The organism is Sphingomonas sp. Leaf5 (assembly GCF_001421155.1).
Lineage (GTDB): Bacteria > Pseudomonadota > Alphaproteobacteria > Sphingomonadales > Sphingomonadaceae > Sphingomonas.
In genome coordinates this window covers 124,489-145,835 of record NZ_LMJZ01000021.1, presented here as the reverse complement: position 1 = coordinate 145,835, position 21,347 = coordinate 124,489, and the positions used below count along the sequence as shown (strand labels likewise).

Genomic DNA, 21,347 nt, shown 5'->3' with positions numbered 1-21,347 from the left:
CGCGCGAATGCCATCGTCGTCACGGCCCGACTTGGCTATGAGGTGGCGATGACGAACACTCTGGACCCGGCGCCGCTTGGGCGCATAGCAGCGATATGCGATGCGCTCTGGTCGCGTTCGATCGACTTCTACCCGAAGGTCATGATCGAAGGTGCGCCCAAATTGCTGACCTCGCACGAGATCATCAAGGAATTCGGCGAGGCATCCGCTCACTGGACCAGGCTCGCCGATGATGACGATCTCGACGACGCCCTCAAGCTGGCGCGCGACAGCCTCGACGAAGTCAAATCGCAGACCGAATATCAGGATCAGAAGGCTACGCGTCTGCTGACGGTGACGACCTTCGTGACGGCCTTGTCCGCGGCTTTGTTCGCCCGGCTGGTCGACGGTTTTCCGTTCGGCAAGGTTATGGAGCAGTCCTGGTGGATGATCCTGCTGATCGGTGCGGCCTATATCCTGTTCGGCATCTTCCTGATGTATTCGCTGTGCGGCGCGCTCGTCACCTTCCATGCGACGCGCACGCGCTTCAAATATAAGAAACACAGCCATGTCTCGGTGGAGGATGGACCGGCGCCGTCGCGGCTCTTCTATCAAGGTATCATCAAGGTCCGCCCGAGCATCTGGAGTCTCGAGTTCGTCGGCCCCAAGCCGGCGGCCGACACCGATACGCCGACGCTCAACCCGAAATTGAGGGCCAACTATCTCGCCGACATGGTCGGAGAGACGTATCTGATCGCGTGCAAGACGGCCGACAAATTGCGCTATTTGGACCCGGCGCAGCGCCTACTGGCGACCGCGCTCAAATGCCTGATCGCGTGGATCCTGCTGCTCGCGGTGCTCGCGGTCTTACAACAGGAGCAGGTTAGCCCGCCGACGGCGGTCAAGCTCGTCCCCGCGGACGCACCGATTGCGGTCGACGCCAATGTCACCGCGGTGCCGCCGCTCTCGGTCACGACGACACCCTCTCCCACGCCCGAACCGATCGCCAATGCGGCGGCAAGCGGGGCCGCTAACGCGCAATCGCCTCTCGAAAACAAACAATGAGCCAAACAGATGGGGTGCCACCCGCGACGGTGTTCGTCGATGCGGACAACACATTATGGGATACCGATCGGGTGTTCGCCGAGGCCCAACTCGGCCTGCTCAGCGGCGTCGAGGCCGCGACCGGCACCCCCTGCCCAGTAAGCGATCGGCTCGGCTATGTCCGCGCGATCGATCAGGCGATCGCGGCGCGCCATCATAGCGGGCTGCGCTATCCGGCCAAACTGCTGATCAAGGCGACGGCTCTGGCGCTGTCGGGCAAGGGCGCGGTCGAGGCGGCGCGGGCGAGCCGGCTGGGCACCGCCCCCTCCCATTTGCCGGCGTCGAGCGAAGAGGAAATCGAGGCGCTCTACTGGCGTGCGCTCAAGGCAGTACCCGTCCTTCGACCTGGAGTGATGGCGGGCCTGTCGGCGCTCCAGGACGCTGGCTGTGCGGTGCTGATCGTCTCGGAAGCGGCGCGCGGCAAGGTGGAGACGGTAATCGGCGCGACCGGTCTCGAGGGACATTTCACGCGGGTGATCGAGGGCCAGAAGCGGCCCGAACTCTATCGCCGCGTGCTGCGTCTCGCCCGCCTACCCAAGCGTGCGTTCATGATCGGCGACCAGCTCGATCGTGACATCGCCCCCGCCAAGGCCGCGGGGCTTGCGACGATCTACTTTCCTGGCGGGTTCCGGCCCGAATGGACGCCGGACGCCGCCGAGGTCGGTCCGGACTTCACGATCACCGATTTCAGCGAGGCCGCGCGCATCATCGTGGCCAGCCCCGACGCCTGACTATTTCTTCTCGAGATCGAGCCATACGGCGTTGCGGGCGCCGAGCGTCTCGAGCATCTGCTTAAGCCTGTCGCGGTCGCCAAAGTCGCCGCCCGGCACCTTGCGTCGATCGCCGATCGTGCATTCCAACACCTGGTCGAAAAAGTCGGTGGTGGTGATCGAGCGGGTGACTCGTTTGGCAACGTCGGACGCGCGCAGGACGCCGATGCCGCTCGGCCTGTAGAGCCAGACGACCGAGCCCTTCTTGGTAATCAGTTCCATCCGTCGGCACTGTTCTTCCAGCTCCCGCCATTTGCGTTTGTCCTCACGTTTCGCCTGGACGAGAATTCCCTTGGTGGTCTCGTTCCCGGCCGCGTCTTGAACCGAGATGGCGAAATAGAGATCGCTCCCCATCGGATTTTCGAGGCTTTTGGGACCGTGCGACGTGATCGTCTCGCTGATGACGCGGATCCGATATCCGGCGAGTTCTTCGCCGTCGAAGCGATCCTCGAGCCGCTGGCCAACGCGCGACGTGATGTCGGGCTCGCCGATCAGGCCTTTCATGCGTTCGCGCACGAGGTCGTCGAGCGCCGGACCGATGGCCGAGGCGATCTTGGCGCGATCGACAGCATTGCTGATCAAGCGCCGCGCTCGCTTGCCAGAAGGCCCGTCACCGAGGACATGTCAGAGGTAGCTGGCATCGACGCGCACCTTCAACGTCTGGGGCCCGGTCGGATAGGCAGCCACGCGCCCGCGGCTGGCGCGGTTGAGCAAACGCAGCCCGACGCCGTCGTCAGCGGTGGTGTCATATTCCACCTCGCGCAGCCATTGCACCATGCGCGGAAAGTGGCGGTTCTCGCCGACATTGATGCGGCGGCTCCAGTTCATCTCGGTACCGATGCGTTTGACGACGGCGCGCAGAAATTCGTCGAGATTGACGTCGATGGGTTCGTCGTCCGCGAAGGCGAGCGCTTCGTCCCAGATCGCTTTCTTGAACAGGCTCGGGGCCACGTCGTCGATGTCAGGCGCGAGCGGCGCGGAGGGATCCTTCATCTCATCGAGAATGAAGGACTTCAGAACGTCGTCGGCCTGCGCGGCGCGGCGGATGCCCTTGTCGAGCCCCGAGGTTCCGGTCGCGATGGCCTTTGCATAACGATCGAGCGCCTGGCGGAAGCGATCCTTGGGGTATCCTGACAATTTGCCCATCGGTTCGCCGACGGTCTCTTCCCAGACCTCACCCATCAGGCGCGTGGCAGCGCCATAGGTCTTGATACAGCCGTCGTAGAACGAACCGCGCGTCGGGACATCATTGTCGTAGCTCAAAATCCACCCCCAGTTTCTGTTTTCGTCTCGCGAATGACATGGGCGGTGAACGCGCCGCTTGTCTCGTCGAAATCGTCCAATTGCCAGAAGACGCCCTTTTGCGGGAAGCATCGCTCGATCTGGCGTGGGTCTGCTGTGACATCGACCGCGACGGCGATCACCGCACGAAACCGGCCGCCCAGCGCGTCGCGGCAATATTTGAGGAGTTGCGTGCGCTCGGTCGATCCCGGGCGGCTGCGCCATTCCGCGGTCGGGTCTTCGGTGTCGTCATAGGTGAGATCGCCGTTCCGGCCTTTAACGCCGTCCTGCCACAGCACGAGGGCGACCACCGACTGATCGGCCGAACGCCCCGACCAGGACCAACGCGTATTGACGAGGTCCACGCCAAAATGCGCGAACGAGGTCGTCTTGTTCCAGCTTTCAGCCATGCCCCTCCCCGATTAGACCTGCGCGACTCGTGCGCGCACTCCCGCCCCGGTCTATCCTAGCGCGCAAGGTCGAGCGGCAAACCGCTAAGATGCCGAGGCGCTTCTGCGGAACTGCCGCCCCCACGCATCTAGGTGAGAAAGGCCCGAGCGAGGTCAGGGGGACATATGGCAACCGACGATACCCAGCCGCCGCCCGGCGCCGCGCCCGACTGGACGATCCCGCAAGGCTGCGATCGCTATTCCGCCGACGAGCATGCCATGTGGGATCGGCTGTTCGCGCGGCAGGCGAAGATGCTGCCTGGCCGCGTCCATCCCGCCTTTCTTCAAGGTCTCGATATCCTGCGCCTGTCGAAACCCGGCATTCCCGACTTTGACGAACTCAACGAACGGCTCCACCGGGCGACCGGCTGGACCGTGGTGGCGGTCCCCGGTCTCGTGCCAGACGCGGTGTTCTTCGAGCATCTCGCCAACCGGCGCTTCGTCGCCGGGCGCTTCATCCGCACGCCCGCGCAGATCGACTATCTGCAGGAACCCGACATCTTCCACGATGTCTTCGGGCATGTGCCGCTCCTCGCGAACCCGGTGTTCGCCGATTACATGCAGGCCTATGGCGAAGGCGGTCTGCGCAGCCTGGAGTTTGGCGCGCTCGACAAACTTGCCCGCCTTTACTGGTATACGGTCGAGTTCGGGCTGATCGAGCAGGACGGCAAGCTCCTGCTCTATGGCGCCGGCATCGTCTCCTCCTATGGTGAAAGCCGCTTCGCGCTCGATGACGCCAGTCCCAACCGGATCGCCTTCCTCAAGCGGGTCATGCGGACGCGCTACCGGATCGACGATTATCAGCAGAGTTATTTCGTGATCCCGTCATTCGAAGCTTTGCTCGAGACGACGCTCGAGACCGATTTTGCGCCGATCTACGGACAGATCGAACTCCTGCCTGAACTGGCGACCGACACGGTGATCGCCAGCGACTGCGTGCTCCATCGCGGCACCCAGGCCTATGCGCAGGCCAAGACCGGCATCGCGAAAGCGACGGCATGACCGCCTTGCCCGCCCGCCGCCTGACCGACCGCGAACGCGAGGCGCTGCTGCGCCGGCAGCCCATGTGGCAGCTCAAACATGAGCGCGAGGCGATCACGCGCTATCTGCGGTTCGACAGCTTCGCTGAAGCGTTTGGGTTCATGAGTGCGGTGGCGATCATTGCCGACCGGCTCGATCATCATCCCGAATGGTCGAACGTCTATGACCGGGTCGAGATCATTCTCACCACGCACGACGCCGACGGACTGAGCCCGCGCGACGCGGCGCTGGCCGAACGGATCGATGATCTGGCATTGCTGTTCGGCGCCGACAGTCTTTCGCCACGCTCCGTCTACACATCGCCGGCCGCTCAACCCTGACTGCACCGAAAGCGCGCGACGCGGTGGGCATTCGCCGATCGTTATCGGCCGCGAGGCAGCCGGTAACGCACAACTAGGCTCGCCCCCTTGCCGCTGGGTGGTTGAGCGATGATCTGGTCGCCGACCCGCAATTCGTCGTGCATCACCGCGCTACAGGACGGCATCTGATGGCTCGGGCCAGGATAACTGCCCAATTGCCGATGCAAGTCGCCCGCGGCAATTTCGACGCTTTCCTCTCCCGCACTGGTGGCGGCGCGAAATCGGGCAAGCAAGGCTTCGCGAAACTCAGCGGTCGTAGGCATGACGAAATGTCGCAAGCCTTGGCGAGAAGAGCAACACCCGTCACATCACGCGCAGCCGGTTTAGCCGCGGCGTTTCTCTTAGCGACAAAGTAGTATTTACCGTCTCATAGTTGTCGGGGGAGGCGAATCGCGTTGGCATCAGTCGCTGACATTGGCGCTACGGAAAGCGCGGATGGACACGGAACTTGGGTCGCGCGGTCGATAGCCCGGTGTCTGACGGGTCTTGCCGCCGCTTGCACGCCTGCTGATCGCATGGCGCTGATCCGGTCGTTGGTGCGCCTCAAAGGCGGGCGCATCGACCTCGCCGCGTTACCGCGGGACATGACCCTGGACGACTATGCCCTGCTCGGGCGTTTCGGGCTCGCCCGCACGAACTCCGACACGGCGCTGCGCATCGTCGATGAGGACGACCAGCCCGGCCTCGACGGGCTGACGGCTGCCCTGCGGTTCGATTCTATCCCGCGCCATGCCTATGAGCCGGCATCGCCTGACGGCGTATTGCTGCGGTTGAGCCAGCACGAGCGCTATCGAACGATCGCGCAAAAGGCTGCCACCCGCGCGCTGCTCACGCAACCGCCTGGGTCGGGTCTTATGGTCAGCATGCCGACGGGATCTGGCAAGAGCCTGTTGTTTCAGATCGCCGCCAATTTCGAGCGCGAAACGCAGCCAGGCGCGTGCGCGATCGTGATCACCCCGACAGTCGCCCTTGCGCTCGATCATGAACGAACTTTATCTGGCATGCGCGGTCTCGAAGCGAGCAAGGCACTCACCGGCGACACGCCGTTCGCGGAATCGGAAGCGATCATCAACGGGTTTCGCCGGGGCGAAATCCCGCTGGTCCTGTTGTCGCCGGAAAAAGCACTGAACCCGGCGCTGCTCGACCACCTTGTGGAGGCGGCGCTACCGCATTCGGCCGAATTTGGTCTCGAGGCGCGCCTGACGCATGTGTTTGTCGACGAAGCCCATATCATCGAGAGTTGGGGCCGCGGCTTTCGGCCGGATTTCCAGCGTTTGCCGGCGCTGCTGGGTCGGCTGCGCCGGGCCAATCCGGCGATCCGTGCCGTGCTCCTGTCGGCGACCTTGCCCGAGAGCGCCCGAACCGTCCTGCGCAGCGCGTGGCGACTGGACGGCGAATGGCTGGAGATCGACGCGCGTCTCCCGCGTTACGAACACGATATCGTCGTCTCTCACTACGACTGGGAAAGCCAACGGCACGCAGCGCTCGATCATCTCCTTGACCGGGCGCCTCGTCCGGTCATCGTCTATACGACGCAGATTGCCGACGCCGCCGCGTTGCACGCGCGCCTCGGCGATGCTGACCATGGCTTCGATCGGCTCGAATTGTTTACGGGTGACACTGGGCCGGGCGACCGGCGGCGGATCGTCGATGCCTGGGCGGCCGACCAGATCGATATCGTCGTTGCGACCTCTGCCTTTGGCATGGGTATCGACAAGCCTGATGTGCGCTCGGTCATTCATGCCTGCCTGCCTGAGGGTCCGGCACGCTGGTATCAGGAGATCGGGCGCGCCTCGCGGGACAACGGTCAGGGACTGGCGGCGTGCCTGTTCATTGATGGACCTAGCGACAGCGATGTGAAGCAAGCCTATGGTCTTGCGACCTCGGGCTGGCTGACGCGCGATCTTGCCGAGCAGCGGTGGGCGGGCCTGCTCAGTGCGGCAACCGGCAAACGCTATGTCGGCGAGCATCTGCAGATGACGATCGATCTCGATGCGTTTCGAGAAGGCCTAAGGCCGCGCGCTGGCGACTGGAACCGCGGCTGGAACATGACCTTGCTGACGCTGATGCAGCGCGCCGGTATTCTGCGGGTCCTGTCGATGCCAGTAGAGGGCGACCAACCGGAGTTCGCCTGGACGGTGGAAATCCTCGATGCTCGTGCGCTGGTGGGTGTCGACGATGCGTTGTGGCAAGCAGTCGCCGTCGTCCGAGACGGCGAGCTCACCGACGCTAAGGCGGATCTCGACGCCTTTGTGAAACTCATGCGCCATCCGACGAAGGCCTGCGTCACGCGGACGGCGTTCGAAATCATCGAGCCACGGACCTACGCTCCGGCGTGCGGCCGCTGCCCCTATTGTAGAAAAGCGGGCATGACCCCGCCCAACCACCTGATCGCGGCCGGTCTGGAACAGCGCTGGCGAACGCCGCTTGCCTGTCGTACCGCGCTGCCCGCTGAAACGCTGCTCGTGGCGCCGAGTGATCCGCATTTCGAAGCCGGTTTTCCCGATCTGATCAAGTGCCTTACCGCAGCCGGTGTGGATCAAATTGTCCTGCCGCATGGATTGGCGAGACAGGCTGCCGAGCTTATGCTGAATTCAGCGACACGACTGGGACTCGTGATCGACGAGAGGGAGTGGACGGGGGAAAATCAATTGGCGGATGTGCCGACTGCTATTGTCTTGCCGGACGACGCTTTCCTTGCGGAGGCGCTGGTTGATCGTGCCCGTGATTTTCGCGCGCGCTCCTGCTCTGCGCTCCTTATCATATCGCGACCCGATCGCGTGGTTCGCGGACGGCGGCTCGACCAGACCATCTCGCGCTATGCACCTTATGCGGAAAGCCAACTCGCCGCGCTTGCCGAGATTGAGGGCGGCGCATGACTCTGCTCTCCAGCCCCCAAGGCACGCCGGAGCGGGTCTGGTCGCTTGTCGCCGGCCTGTCTGCCCTGGGCGGATCCTCGCCACGCGCTACCTATGAGGCGCTGCTCAATCCCGGGTTCGAGCGCGACGGGGCGGAGGTGAAGGCCAAGGCGACGCTCGCATCGGACGCGCATAACGCCGCGCTCAGCCTGGCGCTGGTCGACTCCGCACGCGATCAGGTCAGCCTTGCCGTTTCGCTGCCGGAGACTTTTCCGCAATTTGCCGATCTTGTCCACGACCGGCTGATCGCGCTCGACACGGGCGACGGCGATGCCGCGCTGCTCGAAGGCTATGCGTGGATGGTCGCCGAGAGCGATCGTCAGAACGGCCTCGAATGGATCTACCAGGCCGGCCGAGAGGAGTTTGCCGACAAGGCCAATGCCGGGCTGACCGGCAAGGAAATGAATTCGACGAAGGCCGTAGCATGGCGCCGTTGGCTCGCCTTTCTCGGCCTGGGCATCCCGATGCCATCAGACCGATCCGCACCCGATTACCCCTCACCCGCCTCGCGTATTTTGCGTGAGATCGAACGCGCCGGGATAGAACACGGGTCAATATTGCCGGCCAGCGTCTTCGTCGCCTTGATCGCCCGCCGAATGCCCTATCTCGATCGCGGCCGGTTGTTCGTCCAGGCATGTCAGCGGATCGGCCATGCGCCGCCTGTCGGACGCCTGTCGCCGCTGTTGAGCGCGGCATTGCGCGATCTGCACGACGACCAAAGCCTGCGTCTCGTGCCCAGTGGCGATGCCGCGGACCGAGTTCGCCTCAGCGCGGACAGTTCGCACGCGATCGATGCCTTTACGACGGTCGCCCTATTCCCGGGGGCGATCCAATGAACGCGCCGTACCCCGCTTGCTGGCGCGCCGAGGACGCCCGATCAATCTTCGTGACTGAGGCGCTTGAGGGCGACGACGCGATCTTCCTCGCCACGCACACTCCAATCGAAGGGTTCGAGGTTGCCGGCCGCGATGCCGCCGAGTTTACCGGCCGCGACGAACAGGCGGTGCTCGACACCCTCGCCGATCCGAGCCGGGAACATGCCTTTTGCGTCGTCCAGGGCGAGCCAGGGTCTGGCAAGTCGCATCTCATCCGCTGGTTGTCGGTCAACTGGCCGCATCAAACCGACATCAAGCTGCTGCTACGCCGCGCCGACGGCTCGCTTGAGGGTGCGCTCCGCCAGCTTCGTGATCGCCTCCCCACCGAATTCGCGCATCTGTTCGACAATCTTGGGCAACGGCAGAACACATCCTCGCGCGGCCGCTCGAACATCTTCCTCAGCACGCTGTCCAATACGCTCGAGCCGGGACATTTCGATCGGGCGATGCCAGACGAGGCTTGGTGCAAGACGTTCGCGCCGGCTGAATTGCTTTCACATCCGGCGATCAAAGCCGGCTGGAAAGCGCCATCACGCATCCTCGACCTGCTCGAAGGTGCAGGCGGCGGGCGAAATTCGGCAACGGCGTCGTTCGACCTGTTCGATGTCCAGGAACTGGGCGACCTTTGCCCGCCGCTTCGCGGGCAGGCGGCGATCGCGCATAGCCATGATCTGGCGCGACGGCTCGAACGCGAAGCCGACACGATCCGGGTGTTTCGCGAGGAGCAATGGCTCGCAGACGAACTGGCCGACGAGCATGCGGACCAGTTCCCCACGAGCCTGGCGCTCATGAAGGCACTGAATCTGCGGCGCAACGACGCGATCCAGAATGTGCTGGGCATTTCCGCGCAAGGGCTCAAGACCTTGTTCCGCCAGGTGCGCGAAGCTCTGGCCGACCGCAAGCAGCGGCTTGTGCTGCTGCTCGAGGACATCACCAGTTGGGAGGGGCTGGATGACAGTCTGATCGACGTCCTCGTGTTCAATGCAGCCGCGCGCGGAGAAGCGGATGAGCAAGCGGTTTGCCCGCTCATCTCGGTCGTCGGCGTGACGCCGGCTTATTATGACAAGCTGCAAGGGAATTACCGCCAACGCATCACACATGAGGTGCGGCTCGGGAAAGCGACCGATGGTCTGCAAGATGTCGCGACGTTGCGCGAGGGCGAGACCCGGCGGCAATTCGCGGTCCGCTATCTTGCCGCAGTACGCGCCGGGCCGGCCGCGCTGAACAACTGGCTGGCGGAAAGCCGCCAGGGCCGTGAGGCGCTGCCGCCCAATCGCTGTATCGAATGCCCCCGGCAGGAGGTGTGTTTCGACATTTTCGGCGCCGAGGATGGCATCGGGCTGTTTCCGTTCACGCCCCATGCGTTCGACCGCTTCTATGAGGCGCTCAAGGAGAATGACAACGGTCAGACCTGGAAAACGCCGCGGGGTATCCTGCAAGCAATCCTGAACCCCAATCTGCTCCAGCCCGATAGCCTTGCCGCCGGGACCTATCCGGGCAGCTTCATCGAACCCGACGCATTTCGCGCTGATCGTCGATCCGATCTGGCGCTTGCCCCTCGGCTCAAGCAGATCGTCGATAATCGGATTGAGGCCCCTGAAGAGCGCGCCCGCATGCGGCGAATGCTCGCTTATTGGGCCAATCCGGATCGGGCTGACACGACGCCGGTTGGCGAAGGCCTCGCCTTTGCGGGTACCAGCCGCGCGGTGTTTGATGCCTTCGGTCTGCCGTGGATCGGAGCAGACGACGCATCGGCTGCGGCGCCGATCGCGGCCGCGCCAATCATTGTTGTACAGCCGATCGTCGATACGCCGACGGACGACGAAGACGAACCGCCGCAACGCCCCAGTGGTCTTGCCCCAATTCGCCCGGCACGGCCAATTGTCTCGGCACCCAAACCGAAAAGGTTGATGCCGACCAAGAGCGAGCTCGAAGTCCTGCGCGAGCAGATCCGAAGCTGGACGCCCACCGACGCGATCCAGAATGGCAGCCGATGGAACGAGATCCTCTTCCTCCTGGTCGAGGAAGTCGACAGCCGCGCGATCGGCGTGCCGCCGCCGTTGTTCCAGAAGTTGATCACGCGCGATATGGTGAAGCTGCAGGGCACCGCGACGCGCCAGCTAGACTATTTCACCCTTTCGGCCGAGCCCTGGGTTCGCAACGGTCTCGAAGCGTTCATTTCACTGCGGCTCGACACGGGCATGTCGATGGAGGACGCCGAATATCATCGGCGTAGCCTAGCGACGATGATGCGTCGGCTAGCGACCACCATGGTCGCCTATCTCGATCGCAAAATCCCCCGGCTCGCTGATGGCGCGCGCTGGTCCCAGGTGGCGACCTTCGCTCAGGTTCTGCTCGCCCGCGCCTATCTGCGCGGCGCGACCAGCGTCGATGCGCCCGTTGCCGACCAGATGCGCGCGATCTTGAGCGATGAGGGGCTGTCGGAAACGGATTTCAGCGCCCGCAGTGCGCCTTGGCAGGAATGGCTGACCGCCACCAAGGGCTTCCATGAACGTCTGCGCACCGAACTTCGTGCGATGATCAGTCTCAATCTGACCGATAATGCGACCGGAACCAGCGGCGGTAGCGCGCTGATCGATTCCAGCGAACTGATGGGCGCGATCGTCCGGTTGGGCGAAACCGGGCGGTGCGACCCGGTGCCGGAAGAAAACGGCGGCCTCCCCGATCTGTACAAGCGCGCGCGTGAACTAGCCGGCACTTGGAATGAAAAGCGCAGCCATATCGAGCGCACCGAATTCGGGCAGATCAAGGGCCGGGCTGACACGCTCTCCGGCCTGCTGCGCGGAAAGGATGTCGCAACCCACCTCGGTCGCCTGGACCGCTGCATCACAGGCATCGCCGAGTTGCTGACCGGCGCCGCCGCCGACAAGGTGCTGGCATGGCGGCAAGCCAACGACCGGTTGAGGGTGAGACTGAGCGAAGGCGCGGGAACCCGTGCCGAAACCTTGATCTTTGCGCTGGAGGAAGAGGGGATTCCGGCGAAGCTGCTGCAGCGCCTGGCTTGGCTTGCGCAGCAGCCGGCGCGCGATCTCGAGGATATATTGGTCACCGCGCAGACCGGCGAACGCGCGGTCGAGGACTTACGAAAACATGCGCAGGACTGCGTCCGCGAAGCCGGCAGCGGCGGCTCGCTATCCGAGGTCAAGGCGGTCGGAAAGGCTCTCCACGCCGCGGTCGCCAAGCCGGCCGCGCAAGGGGCCGAGGCATGAGCGACGCGCTACTCGAGGCCGAAACGCTGTTAGAGCAGTTGCCCGAAGCGGTTTCGCGCCGGACACTTGGCGAGCGGTTGGGCAAGGCGATCACCGAATTGCGCACGGCCGGCCACCAGATCCAGCGCATGACTGCGCTGGTCGAGACCGCTGACATGACCGGGTTCGGAACGCCTGCGCACCAGCGCGAAGTGCTGACGGAAATGATCGAGTGCGCACAAACGGTCGGCGAAGCTCTCGAAGATGCCGAGGATGCCGAAGCGTTACGCGCTGCAGTCTATGAGTATTCGACCGACCTAAGCCGGGCGATCGCGGCGCTCGAGCGTTCGATCCGCGACCATTGGCGGGCCGTCGCCAGCGAGCGATTCCAGCCGCTCATCGGCCTAGGCGAATTGCTGACGTCGATGAATCTCGCCAACAACCTCGGGCCGCGGCTGGTCGCGTGCGGCCGAAACGGCGTCAACTCGGCCAACGTGGCATCCGCCGCCGACCTCCACGGCGCCGTTTCGACGCTGTCGAAGGAATATGATGCGCTGCAGGCCGAACGCGCTGCCGAGATCGACGAAGACGAGGTGGGTGAATTCATCAACGCGCTTGCGGACAAGCGCGCGACTCTCGCGATGGTGACGCCTAAGGTCCAGGCTTGGCTCGCCGAACATGCCGCGCTCGACCGGCTCGGCATCACGACCCGCTAGCCAGAAAGCGTTGGAGCAATGATCGGCTGACGCTGGCCTCGGCAAGAGTGTCGCTCATGAGGTCACTGGCTTGGTGAACGCAGCTTCGGCATCCATCGGCACAGAGCGGCGCTGACAGACGAAATACCTGTTCGGCGAGCCGCGCCTCCGGTCCGAGCGAACCAGCGGCGTTAAGATCGAGCGCGGCATAGGCGTCGTGCAGGCGTTTAAGGATTGGGGCGGTGCCCTGAGATGCGGCATCGACCGCTGCCGACGCCAACTCCCACCCGAGTACCGGTCGGTCGAGTGAACCAAAGGCGGTGCTCCGCACCTGCTCGATGTCGGCGGCGACATCGTACAGCGCAAACGGCTCCGCCTCGACCGCCTCCTGTGCAAACAGGGTACGGACCAGCACTTGTGGTAGCACGGGGCCCGCAGCAGCAGGCGCCGCTGAGCCAAGTTCCTGCGCGATACTGCCAAGTGCGGCAGGGTCGCGCGGATCGAACGTACGCCAGAAATCGTGCCGATCGGTCATCGCCCAGAAACGGCGGACCATCGCATCCTCGTCGGCGTTGGGGCATGCCCCAAGATAGCCATCGGCGACGAGGGCGAGCAAAGCGGGCCAGTTATCGATCACGCCTCGGACGGTACCGTCCCCATGCGCCCCTGCTTCGCAAATTGTGATGCGATCGCCGGCATCGGCCCCGAACTGCAGCGGTAGCTTTGCATGGGCGAGCAATTGCCGTTCATCGCCCTGCCCGACCTGCGTCACGAGCAGCTTGAGGCGCACAGTCATTGAATGGAGGATCGTGGAGCGCAGGTATCCGTGCATCGCAATGGGATCGCGGACGTCCTTGAGTGCTTCGCTCAGCACGGTGTGAAATGCATCGTCACTAAGGGTAAGCGCGGCGCGGGCGACGCGGGTGATGGTCATCAGGGGATGCTGGCTCAGCAACTGCTGGCGCACGTCCTCGAACAAGGTGGCAAGCGCTGAAGGTGACCAAAAGCGCGCGAGACGGCGCAATTGGGGTGCGAAGGTCGGATGCGAGGCTGCAGCAGCGATAATGTCGGCGCCCAGGCGAGCATCATAGCCCGCGATACCGATCGCGCGGCTGCGACTATCGATGAGGTAGCGCAGGAACTGGGCCTCGTGCCAGCGTTGCTGTCCTTCCGCTTCGGCAAATCCAGCCTGAACGCTCTCCACGCAGGCTGTGATCGCCTGCTCGTCGATAACGAACTGGAGGCCTTCGGTCGGCACTTGATAGCCGTGCAGAAGCGTGCGGTCGGTGACAGGATCGGTGAATATCTGGGACATGCTCAACGGATCGACACCGCGGCTGTCGAACTTGAGTTCGGCGTCTGCTCCCCAGAATACGCGCGCAACTTCAAGGCCGGATGGGTGGCCTGCCACCTCGTCGCCGATATGTGCGCCCACATGCGAGAAGCACGCATGTGGCGTGGAGCCGACGTTCCGCGCACGCGCCAGATCGGCCTGGACAAGCAAGAACCCGCGCAAGCTTGCGTTGCTATCGTGACGCAGCGGCATCGCGTGAGGGTCGAGCGGCACGATCGCTGGGTCGCGATCGCTGTCGAAGCCGATCTCGGGAGTCCAGTGCGCACCGGCAATCCAGCCGAGTTGCTGCAATGTGGCGACCGTCGGCCGGCAGAGATCGGTGTGAATGTCGCCCAGCGCAGCGCGAACGTCGCTTGGCAGTTCCGCAAGCAGCGCGGCGCTGTCTGACCGCAATGGTGTGCGTTCGGCGTGTTGATAATCGTCGGCGGCGAGCCAGGGCGCACGGCCATGTACGGGCGGCCGCCAATGGACGATCGAGGCGTTGTAGCGCCGCGTCGCATTGCCAGGTGCGATTGTCACGAGTGCGAGGCCGATATCCTCGCCGCCGCCGCCGTTCACCCCCGGACCACCCACGGTGAGCGACGGGAGGTTGATGGTGTCGAACAGCAGGTCGGGCGCCCAGCGAAAATTGCGGCGCATGTCGCTCAAGAAGCGGCCCCCTGCCCCGGACTGCGACGCTACGGCGGCAGCCCAGAAGCCGGCGGCGTCCGCAACGCCAAACTCGCTCCAAATACCGGCACCGAAGACAGTTTCAACGAGTTGCCCGGCTTCCACCAGGATTGCGCGCGAGGGCGTATCACCCGAATTCAGAACAGCGCCGCGACCGAGGCTGCGCGAAATTCCGTCGAGCAGCGTGGTCAGTGCCTGACCGCGCCGGACGAAGAAATTGTCGGGATTGAGCGGAATGCGGAACCCCGATGGCGCGATCATTTCGGCCGGGCGCCTGAACCACCAACTGTCGCGCGGGGAATAGATGGAGAGGGTGACCGCGGTCGTTGGACGATCGTGGATGCCTCGGCCGCCGCGGCCCTTGCGCTGGATGAAGCTCGCCAGATTTTGCGGCGCGTAATGCTGATAGACTAGGGTGATGTCCGGATCGTCGTAGCCAACCTCCAGCGAGGATGTGGCAAAGACGATGTCCGACCCTTTGACGAGCGCTTCCGCGTCGCTGCTGGTCCCGGAATAGATCGGCGAACGCGCCACACGCAGCGGGCCGCCGGCGACCCGGCGGCCGTTGGCGCCGCATTGCCGGGCGTCGTTGGCAGCGAACCACCAGCATTCGCCGTCGGCGAAACGGTCGCAACCGATCGGCTCCTTGCAGCATAGGGTCTGGGGCTGGCCAGTCGGATCATCGCCATAATCCGATATTCGCAGCGCGGCGAGTTCCTTGCCTTCCTCGGCGTCCGTATAAGCGCCGTGAAGTCGACGCATCTTGTCGATCGAATCGAAGAAGACCAGCCCGCGATACCCGCCTTCGTCGCCGGTGCGGCGGCGCATACCATGCCCGAGGCACATCAAGCTCTGGATCGTTGTCGAGGCCCCCGCGATGTCGGCGCCTCGCGACTCCACCTCGGGCTGAATGAAGTAGAAGACCTCCCGCCCGCGCGGATTTGCTTCAAGTTCTGCTGCTTCGGGTCGGATCGTACGCACATCGGTACGACCGATTAGCCGTCCCCAGGCCTCAGCCGGATCTGAAACGGTCGCACTCATTCCGATCGCGACCAGCGGCCGCGTGTCGGCGCCACTGGTTTCGGCCCGCGCGGCCAGACGCCGCAGCGCCATGCCAACCTGCGCACCGTGGATGTGCGTATAGAGGTGGATCTCGTCCGCGAGCAAAGCACGCGGCGGTGCAAAGCGGGGGTCGTCGCCGAACAATGCACCGTAGCGCGGATCATGCAGCCACTGATGCAAACTGTCGGTGGTCGGCAGGAACAGGGATGGCGGACGCTCGCGCAACTGCGCCTTCGATCCGATCCAGCCGTCGTAACGCCAGTCGCCCGTTGTACAGATGAGCGCATCGGCGCCGTCGCGCCCCGCCCCGGCGCGCAGGTGCAATCCTTGGCCGCAGGATGGACACGCGAAGAAGGGGAACTCGAACGCCGTTGGCCCGGCAGGCCGCCACACGTCGCGGTAGCGCTCGTGCATCCCGTCGAAACTGTCAGGCACGTCGCCGACCTGGAGGCCAAGCGTGAGCATCGGCAGGTTGGGAATGCTGGCGGAGGCCGCAAGATAGCCCGCGAGACGCTGTGCCTGGTTGGCGGCGAGACGAATGCGCGGATAAGCGAGGATTGCACGCACACCGCGCACGCCCTCGAGCGCATCCCCGAGAGCGCCGGCGATCAGCGGTAGAACCGCGGCTTCGGTCTTACCCGAGCCGGTATCAGCGGCAATTGCGATTGCCGAAGGGCCTTCCCCGCGCCACGCCTCAAGGCCGTAGATCAGACCCTTGCGCTGGAACTCCGCGAGCGCGGCCGTTTCGCCCCACTGGCTCGCCAGTGCGCGAAACAGCCCCTCCAGTCCTTGCGCCTGGGCGGGCGATGCCGCCGCGATCGCCTCGTCGAACACCGCCCGGATCGCGCGGTTGCGGACCGGCTTGTTGCGGTCACGAAGTTCGACTTTCAGATTGCGGACCAGATAGGGACGGTCGTTGGCATCATCGGTTTTGAAGCGCTGTTTGACGTGGCGGACTTCCCGCGCCAACTCGGCGACGCGGCTGCGGACCCGCGCATCTTCGGCGAGCATGACGTGCCCATGGGCCTCGAGCCGCGCCAATGCGGCGACCATGTTCTCGTCGCGCCATCGCAGGTCGCGGTTAAGGGTGGTGATCGACGTCCAGCTATCGAAAATGCCGAAATTGATGCGGGCGACCTCGAGATCTTCGAGGCGGTTCAACACCCGATAGTCGTTGTCCGAGATCGAAGGCAACGGCGCGTCGGGCTCAAGCTCCTCGCTCTCCGCGGCAGGCGCGGTCATGGCAAGGGTCATCGCGCCACCGGCTGCGCCGATGGTCAGCAGCCCCTCGCTCTGCAATGCCTGAATGACCGGCAGGAAGATGTCGTCCTGCTGTTCCGACATCCACGCGAACCGGTCTCGGGCACGATCGTAGAAGCAGTATTTGCCAGCTCTGCCTTCGCGAATGACAGTGGCGATGCGTGCGCGCACCGTGTCGATATCGATCGGATAGACACGCCGCGCAGCCTCGAACGGCTTGGCGCGCCAATAGCGACCGAACTTCCCTTCAAGTTGCTCTAGCGAAATCCAGCCAAGCAGGTGCAAGGTACGGGCGTCGGCGAACGGCTCGGCGGTGAGCGCCATCGCTTTACGCACCTGGCTGAGCGTGGCTGAACCATAGTCATTGCTGGCGGAGACGCGCCGTATTGCGGCAAGCAATCCTTCGAGCGCCGGCGTCATCTCCGGCACCTCGGCCTCGACCACGGCGTCAGGCGTCAGGTCGACATCGAGCGGATCGCCATCGAAGCCGCGGGCGCGGATTTGCGTTCGGATCTTCCGGCCACCGGGGCCGTCGAGCACGGTTTCCGCGACGAACCCGCAGGAATAGACGAACTCGCGGAGCAGTTCGGCCTTATCCATCGTTTCCTGCTCAGCCGGTACCGCTTCGAGCAGACGCCGACTGATGATGAGCACCAATTTCGTGCGGGCGCGGGTCGAGGCAACGTTCAGGCGCTCGGGCGAGAAGATGAACTCGGCTTCGGCAAGCGCGAATTCGGGGTCGGCAACGCAATAGGACAGGATGATCGCGTCGCGTTCCTTGCCCTGGATGCGATCGACGGTCTCGACGAATGCATCCGATTTGAGCGCAGCGGGAATCAAGGCGCGGATCGCTGCATTCTGCGCGCGATGTGGGCTGACGACCGCTGCAATCTCGGTCCAGAATTCGGCCGGGGTCACAGGTCCGCCCTGCCCCTCGACGCGATCGGCGAGTTCGAGGGTCAGCTTCGCGGCAAGATTGGCCTCGAACGGATTAGAGGTTGCCGCCGCCGGCCCGTCGTGGACGAGCACAACGATGGGGAGCGCCGGGTCGAGCGCGACGCGCGAGACCATGTCTAGGTTGTCTCGCCATTCTGCTTTGAGTGCGAGCCGCGCATCGGGGGCAGCCGAGACATACCGCCCGGGATAGAATTTCCGCTCAGGGAAGTTGGCGAGGGGCGCGTTGAGCCGAAACGTCTCTTCCAGCGGAAATTCCGCTGCATTGGCTGATTTGAGAAAGGTGTAGAGCGAGCCGCCCATCTCGCGATCCTCGATCTTGGTCGAGCGCATCGATCGCACCGGGGGCAATTGTTGGTCGTCGCCGGACACAACGATACGGCAATTTGGCGCCATGCCCGCAAGCGCCATCAGGCCTTGGCCAAGCACCATCTGCGAGGCCTCATCGATGCAGATGAGATCGAAGAGCGGCGCCGTCGGGCCATCGACCGTCGGGAGGACGCCCGAGGCGATCAGCCGGTACAGGGACCAGATCGTCGCGCCGACAACAGCACGGCCACTGGCAAGCTGCTGCTCGACTTCGGATTCATCGCCGCGTTCGATCAATTGCACGCCGGCCGAAAGGCCGCCGCCGGGAGGCGCCCCGTAGAAGATTGGGGCGGGCGCAGTTGGGTCATGCAATGCCTGTCGCTTGGCAACGGCATCCAGAACGTTGCCCACCGCGTTCTTGGTGAAGGCAGTCACCAGGGTTCGCGCAGGGCGCTGATGCAAGGCACGCGTTATCCCATCGCCGGTGATCAGCCACGACAGCAGATGCGTTTTGCCGGTGCCAGGCGGCCCGAGGACAAGGCCGACGCGTTGGTCCGCCAGTCCGCGCCACGCGCTATCCTGTGCTGGACGGAGTGGGCGGTCGGCTTTGGCGGAGATCGACGGGATCGCGAAGCTCTCAAGGCCTTCGGTCCATAAATCACGGTCGGCCGCCGTGGCGGCAAAGCCTCGCGGGTCACGAAGAAAGGAGAGAATGTCGTCGCGCGTGCTCATGGCTGCACCTGGGCGCCGAGGAACTGAAGAAACGCGTCGGCCTTGGGTGAATTGAGATCGACGAAGCTTTGGTCGAGCCACCAACCATCCTGGCCGGCGCGGCGCTTGACCTCCTGAAAGATCGGATCGGTGAAGTTCGGTCGAAACATGCGCAGGCGCAGCAGATTGGGCGCATCGCCGCTCCAAGGCGACATGATATCGCAGCCAATCGTTCGCCAGAGGCGCGGCTCGAGCACATAGTCCGGATCGCCGTCGCTCAGGATCAAACCCATGGTGCCGGCTGCAATGTCGGCATCTTCGGACTCGCGGGGGATCGAAAAGAGCAAATAGCTGTACCGTCCTTTGTCGCTCACATTGAGAAGGCGCATCGGACCGATCGCCCGGCCGGCGTCACGGCGCACGCGGGTCGGTTGCGCCAGCCGGATCATCGTATCGAGCAGGCCTGCCCGGTTCTCCAGCAATTCGAAGGCACGCAGGACGTCGAGATCGCCGGCGTCGAGTGGATTGAAGCTGGCTTGCAGCCGAAACGGCTGCTTGTTCAATCGAAGCATCGGCGGGCCGCCCGCATCGACACGGCGCCAATGCTCGGCGCGCAGCCAGTCGGCGATGGCTTGCGTGGCTGCCAAGCGGGCGGATACGTCGGCGCGGATCGCGTCTATATCGGGGCCCTTACCCTGCCCCTCCCGCAAGTGGCGGCTGACATCGAGGGCGAGCAGCGATGAAAACGGTCGTTCGAACGCCGGCCCCGGTTGATAGGCGATGCCGATCGCTCCCTCGCGTTGCAGCGCCCCGGACACTTGGCGAAGATCATAGGAAACCGTCACCGGAAGCGAGAGCAACTGCTCGACCACGCTGCGGAGTGCGGTTGCGGGCAAATGCTGCATGCCTCGAAACTCCGGCTCTGGCACGACCTCGTCGGGAGGGAACAGGCGCACCATGTGCAACAGTCCCGTGCGAACGCGGGGGTCGTCGAGATGCCGCTTCACGGCATTCTGCAGCGCCAGCGCCTCGGTTGTTTCGTACAGGAAGATGTGGGCGTAGCGGCTGGCTGGATCGCTTGGGTCGCTGACCGCTTCATTGTGCGCGTCGATCGCTTCGAGATCGACGACCAAGCGCCCGAAAATCGACACCAGCGCATCGGCCTCGCTGCGGCGATCGCTCGTCGCTAGGACCTCGATATGCTCGCGGACGCCCGTCCCATCGACATAGCGGTACCCGAGGGTCACGAGCGTGTCGTCGACCGGGTCGTTGTCCGCAACCAGATAGATCGCCGCATCTGCTCTGGGCGGCATGAGAAAACTATGGGGGTCGGGGCCGGGCTGCACAGCGTCGTCACGTAGCGCGCGGGCGCGGCTGACGAGTTGATCGGCCCGGCGGGATAGCGACCAGCCCGCGCCGTCGATGCGACCGACACCGGCGCCGAGGTCTGCCAAACTGGCTACGGTGCCGACCCCGATCGACAGCAACGTCCGCTTCGCCTCGTGGCTGAGCCCCGCGACCGCTGACACGTCGCGTGCATAAGCGGGCCGGGCCGGTCCGACCGCATCGATACAATGTGGCAAATACGAACATTGCTCGCACTTAAAGTAGACGTGGAAAAAGGTCTCGTCGCGCCCAGGTTCAACCACCTTTGCGGCAATCGCCGGCAACGTTGACCTGCAAAAGTCTTCGACAAGCCGCAAATAGGGGCTGAGTGCGAACGGTTCGGCGGTCCAGCGATTGCCCTCAGCGTCTCCATCATCGGGAATCCGCCAGATTTCGCCGACCGCCTCGACGGTTGCCGTTACGCCGAGTTCGTCGAGCATTGCACGCAAGAGCAAGACGTAAAAGGCGACCTGCGTCTTGTGAAAAGCCCGCGCCGCCCGCGTCGCCTTGATGTCGATGACGGTAAAGTGAAGTTGGCCGGAGCGCACCTCGCGCCGGATCAGATCAGCGAAGGAGCGGCGCAGCTTGATATCCGCGCCGCCGACGAAGGTCGGAAGTCCGCGCGGTCGCAAATTGACTTGCGCGGCGTAGGTCGCCGGTCCCTGGCCGCGCAGGAAGGCGACGGCGTGTCGCTCAAGCAGGCTTTCCTCGCCTACTCCCGGACGCAGAACGTCCGCGTCGCGCGCTAGTCGGGCGACAACCCGGTTTTCATAATCGACGCCGAGCGTTGCCCAAGGCTGTTCACGCTGATCCTTCGCCACGGGTATCGCGGCAAGTTCGGACGGGTCCATGATCTCGTAGCGCGTCTTGCGTTCGCAACGGTATTGAAACCAGGACTTGATCGTCGAGCCGCTCAGGCCTGAAGCCATTCTTCCCCCCGCACGCCGGTTGCCCCGGCCGAT

Annotated in this window: 14 protein-coding genes; 9 read left to right on the top strand and 5 right to left on the bottom strand. The window is 64.2% G+C overall.

Going from position 1 to position 21,347, the window contains the following annotated elements:
• Positions 1–48 precede the first annotated feature (48 nt).
• Positions 49–1,044, top strand: a complete 996-nt coding sequence (locus ASE50_RS14160) for a DUF308 domain-containing protein (protein WP_056401785.1) — start codon at positions 49–51, stop codon at positions 1,042–1,044.
• The gene (locus ASE50_RS14155; protein WP_082439029.1) at positions 1,041–1,814 is read left to right on the top strand and encodes an HAD family hydrolase; all 774 of its coding nucleotides are present in this window, start codon (positions 1,041–1,043) and stop codon (positions 1,812–1,814) included. The genes ASE50_RS14160 and ASE50_RS14155 overlap by 4 nt, the downstream gene beginning before the upstream one ends.
• Here the strand turns inward: ASE50_RS14155 and ASE50_RS14150 are convergent, their stop codons facing one another.
• The 3 genes from ASE50_RS14150 to ASE50_RS14140 are packed head-to-tail and all read right to left on the bottom strand — an operon-like array spanning position 1,815 to position 3,544.
• Positions 1,815–2,435, bottom strand: coding sequence for a hypothetical protein (locus ASE50_RS14150; RefSeq protein WP_056401779.1), 621 nt, complete (start codon positions 2,433–2,435; stop codon positions 1,815–1,817).
• A gap of 42 nt (positions 2,436–2,477) precedes the next feature.
• A complete protein-coding gene (locus tag ASE50_RS14145; RefSeq protein ID WP_056401776.1) occupies positions 2,478–3,116 on the bottom strand; it encodes a hypothetical protein in 639 nt (212 codons plus the stop codon).
• Complete coding sequence (locus tag ASE50_RS14140) at positions 3,113–3,544, bottom strand: hypothetical protein (RefSeq protein WP_056401773.1); 432 nt, start codon at positions 3,542–3,544, stop codon at positions 3,113–3,115. Before ASE50_RS14140 ends, ASE50_RS14145 begins: the two co-directional genes overlap by 4 nt.
• 165 nt (positions 3,545–3,709) lie before the next feature.
• On the opposite strand from ASE50_RS14140, the gene phhA reads away from it, so the two are divergent.
• The 7 genes from phhA (at position 3,710) to ASE50_RS14110 (ending at position 12,701) form a co-directional block, all read left to right on the top strand.
• Positions 3,710–4,585, top strand: coding sequence for a phenylalanine 4-monooxygenase (gene phhA / locus ASE50_RS14135; protein WP_056401770.1), 876 nt, complete (start codon positions 3,710–3,712; stop codon positions 4,583–4,585).
• Positions 4,582–4,944 carry a 4a-hydroxytetrahydrobiopterin dehydratase gene (locus ASE50_RS14130; protein ID WP_056401767.1) on the top strand — a complete coding sequence of 121 codons (363 nt, stop codon included), beginning with the start codon at positions 4,582–4,584 and terminating at the stop codon, positions 4,942–4,944. The genes phhA and ASE50_RS14130 overlap by 4 nt, the downstream gene beginning before the upstream one ends.
• Positions 4,945–5,045: 101 nt before the next feature.
• Positions 5,046–5,339, top strand: a complete 294-nt coding sequence (locus ASE50_RS18845; RefSeq protein ID WP_156347479.1) for a hypothetical protein — start codon at positions 5,046–5,048, stop codon at positions 5,337–5,339.
• A gap of 159 nt (positions 5,340–5,498) precedes the next feature.
• Positions 5,499–7,862, top strand: a complete 2,364-nt coding sequence (locus tag ASE50_RS14125; RefSeq protein WP_056401763.1) for a DEAD/DEAH box helicase — start codon at positions 5,499–5,501, stop codon at positions 7,860–7,862.
• Positions 7,859–8,737 carry a hypothetical protein gene (locus tag ASE50_RS14120; RefSeq protein WP_056401758.1) on the top strand — a complete coding sequence of 293 codons (879 nt, stop codon included), beginning with the start codon at positions 7,859–7,861 and terminating at the stop codon, positions 8,735–8,737. The genes ASE50_RS14125 and ASE50_RS14120 overlap by 4 nt, the downstream gene beginning before the upstream one ends.
• Positions 8,734–12,006: a hypothetical protein gene (locus ASE50_RS14115; protein ID WP_156347478.1), complete on the top strand. Its 3,273-nt coding sequence runs from the start codon at positions 8,734–8,736 to the stop codon at positions 12,004–12,006. The genes ASE50_RS14120 and ASE50_RS14115 overlap by 4 nt, the downstream gene beginning before the upstream one ends.
• Positions 12,003–12,701 carry a hypothetical protein gene (locus tag ASE50_RS14110; RefSeq protein WP_056401753.1) on the top strand — a complete coding sequence of 233 codons (699 nt, stop codon included), beginning with the start codon at positions 12,003–12,005 and terminating at the stop codon, positions 12,699–12,701. Before ASE50_RS14115 ends, ASE50_RS14110 begins: the two co-directional genes overlap by 4 nt.
• Here the strand turns inward: ASE50_RS14110 and ASE50_RS14105 are convergent.
• Entirely contained in the window at positions 12,688–19,020 is a 6,333-nt protein-coding gene (locus tag ASE50_RS14105) for an AAA domain-containing protein (protein ID WP_056401750.1), read from the bottom strand. The two genes, ASE50_RS14110 and ASE50_RS14105, sit on opposite strands and share 14 nt — an antisense overlap.
• Positions 19,017–21,314 carry a PD-(D/E)XK nuclease family protein gene (locus ASE50_RS14100; protein WP_056401747.1) on the bottom strand — a complete coding sequence of 766 codons (2,298 nt, stop codon included), beginning with the start codon at positions 21,312–21,314 and terminating at the stop codon, positions 19,017–19,019. The genes ASE50_RS14105 and ASE50_RS14100 overlap by 4 nt, the downstream gene beginning before the upstream one ends.
• Between the last annotated feature and the right edge of the window lie 33 nt (positions 21,315–21,347).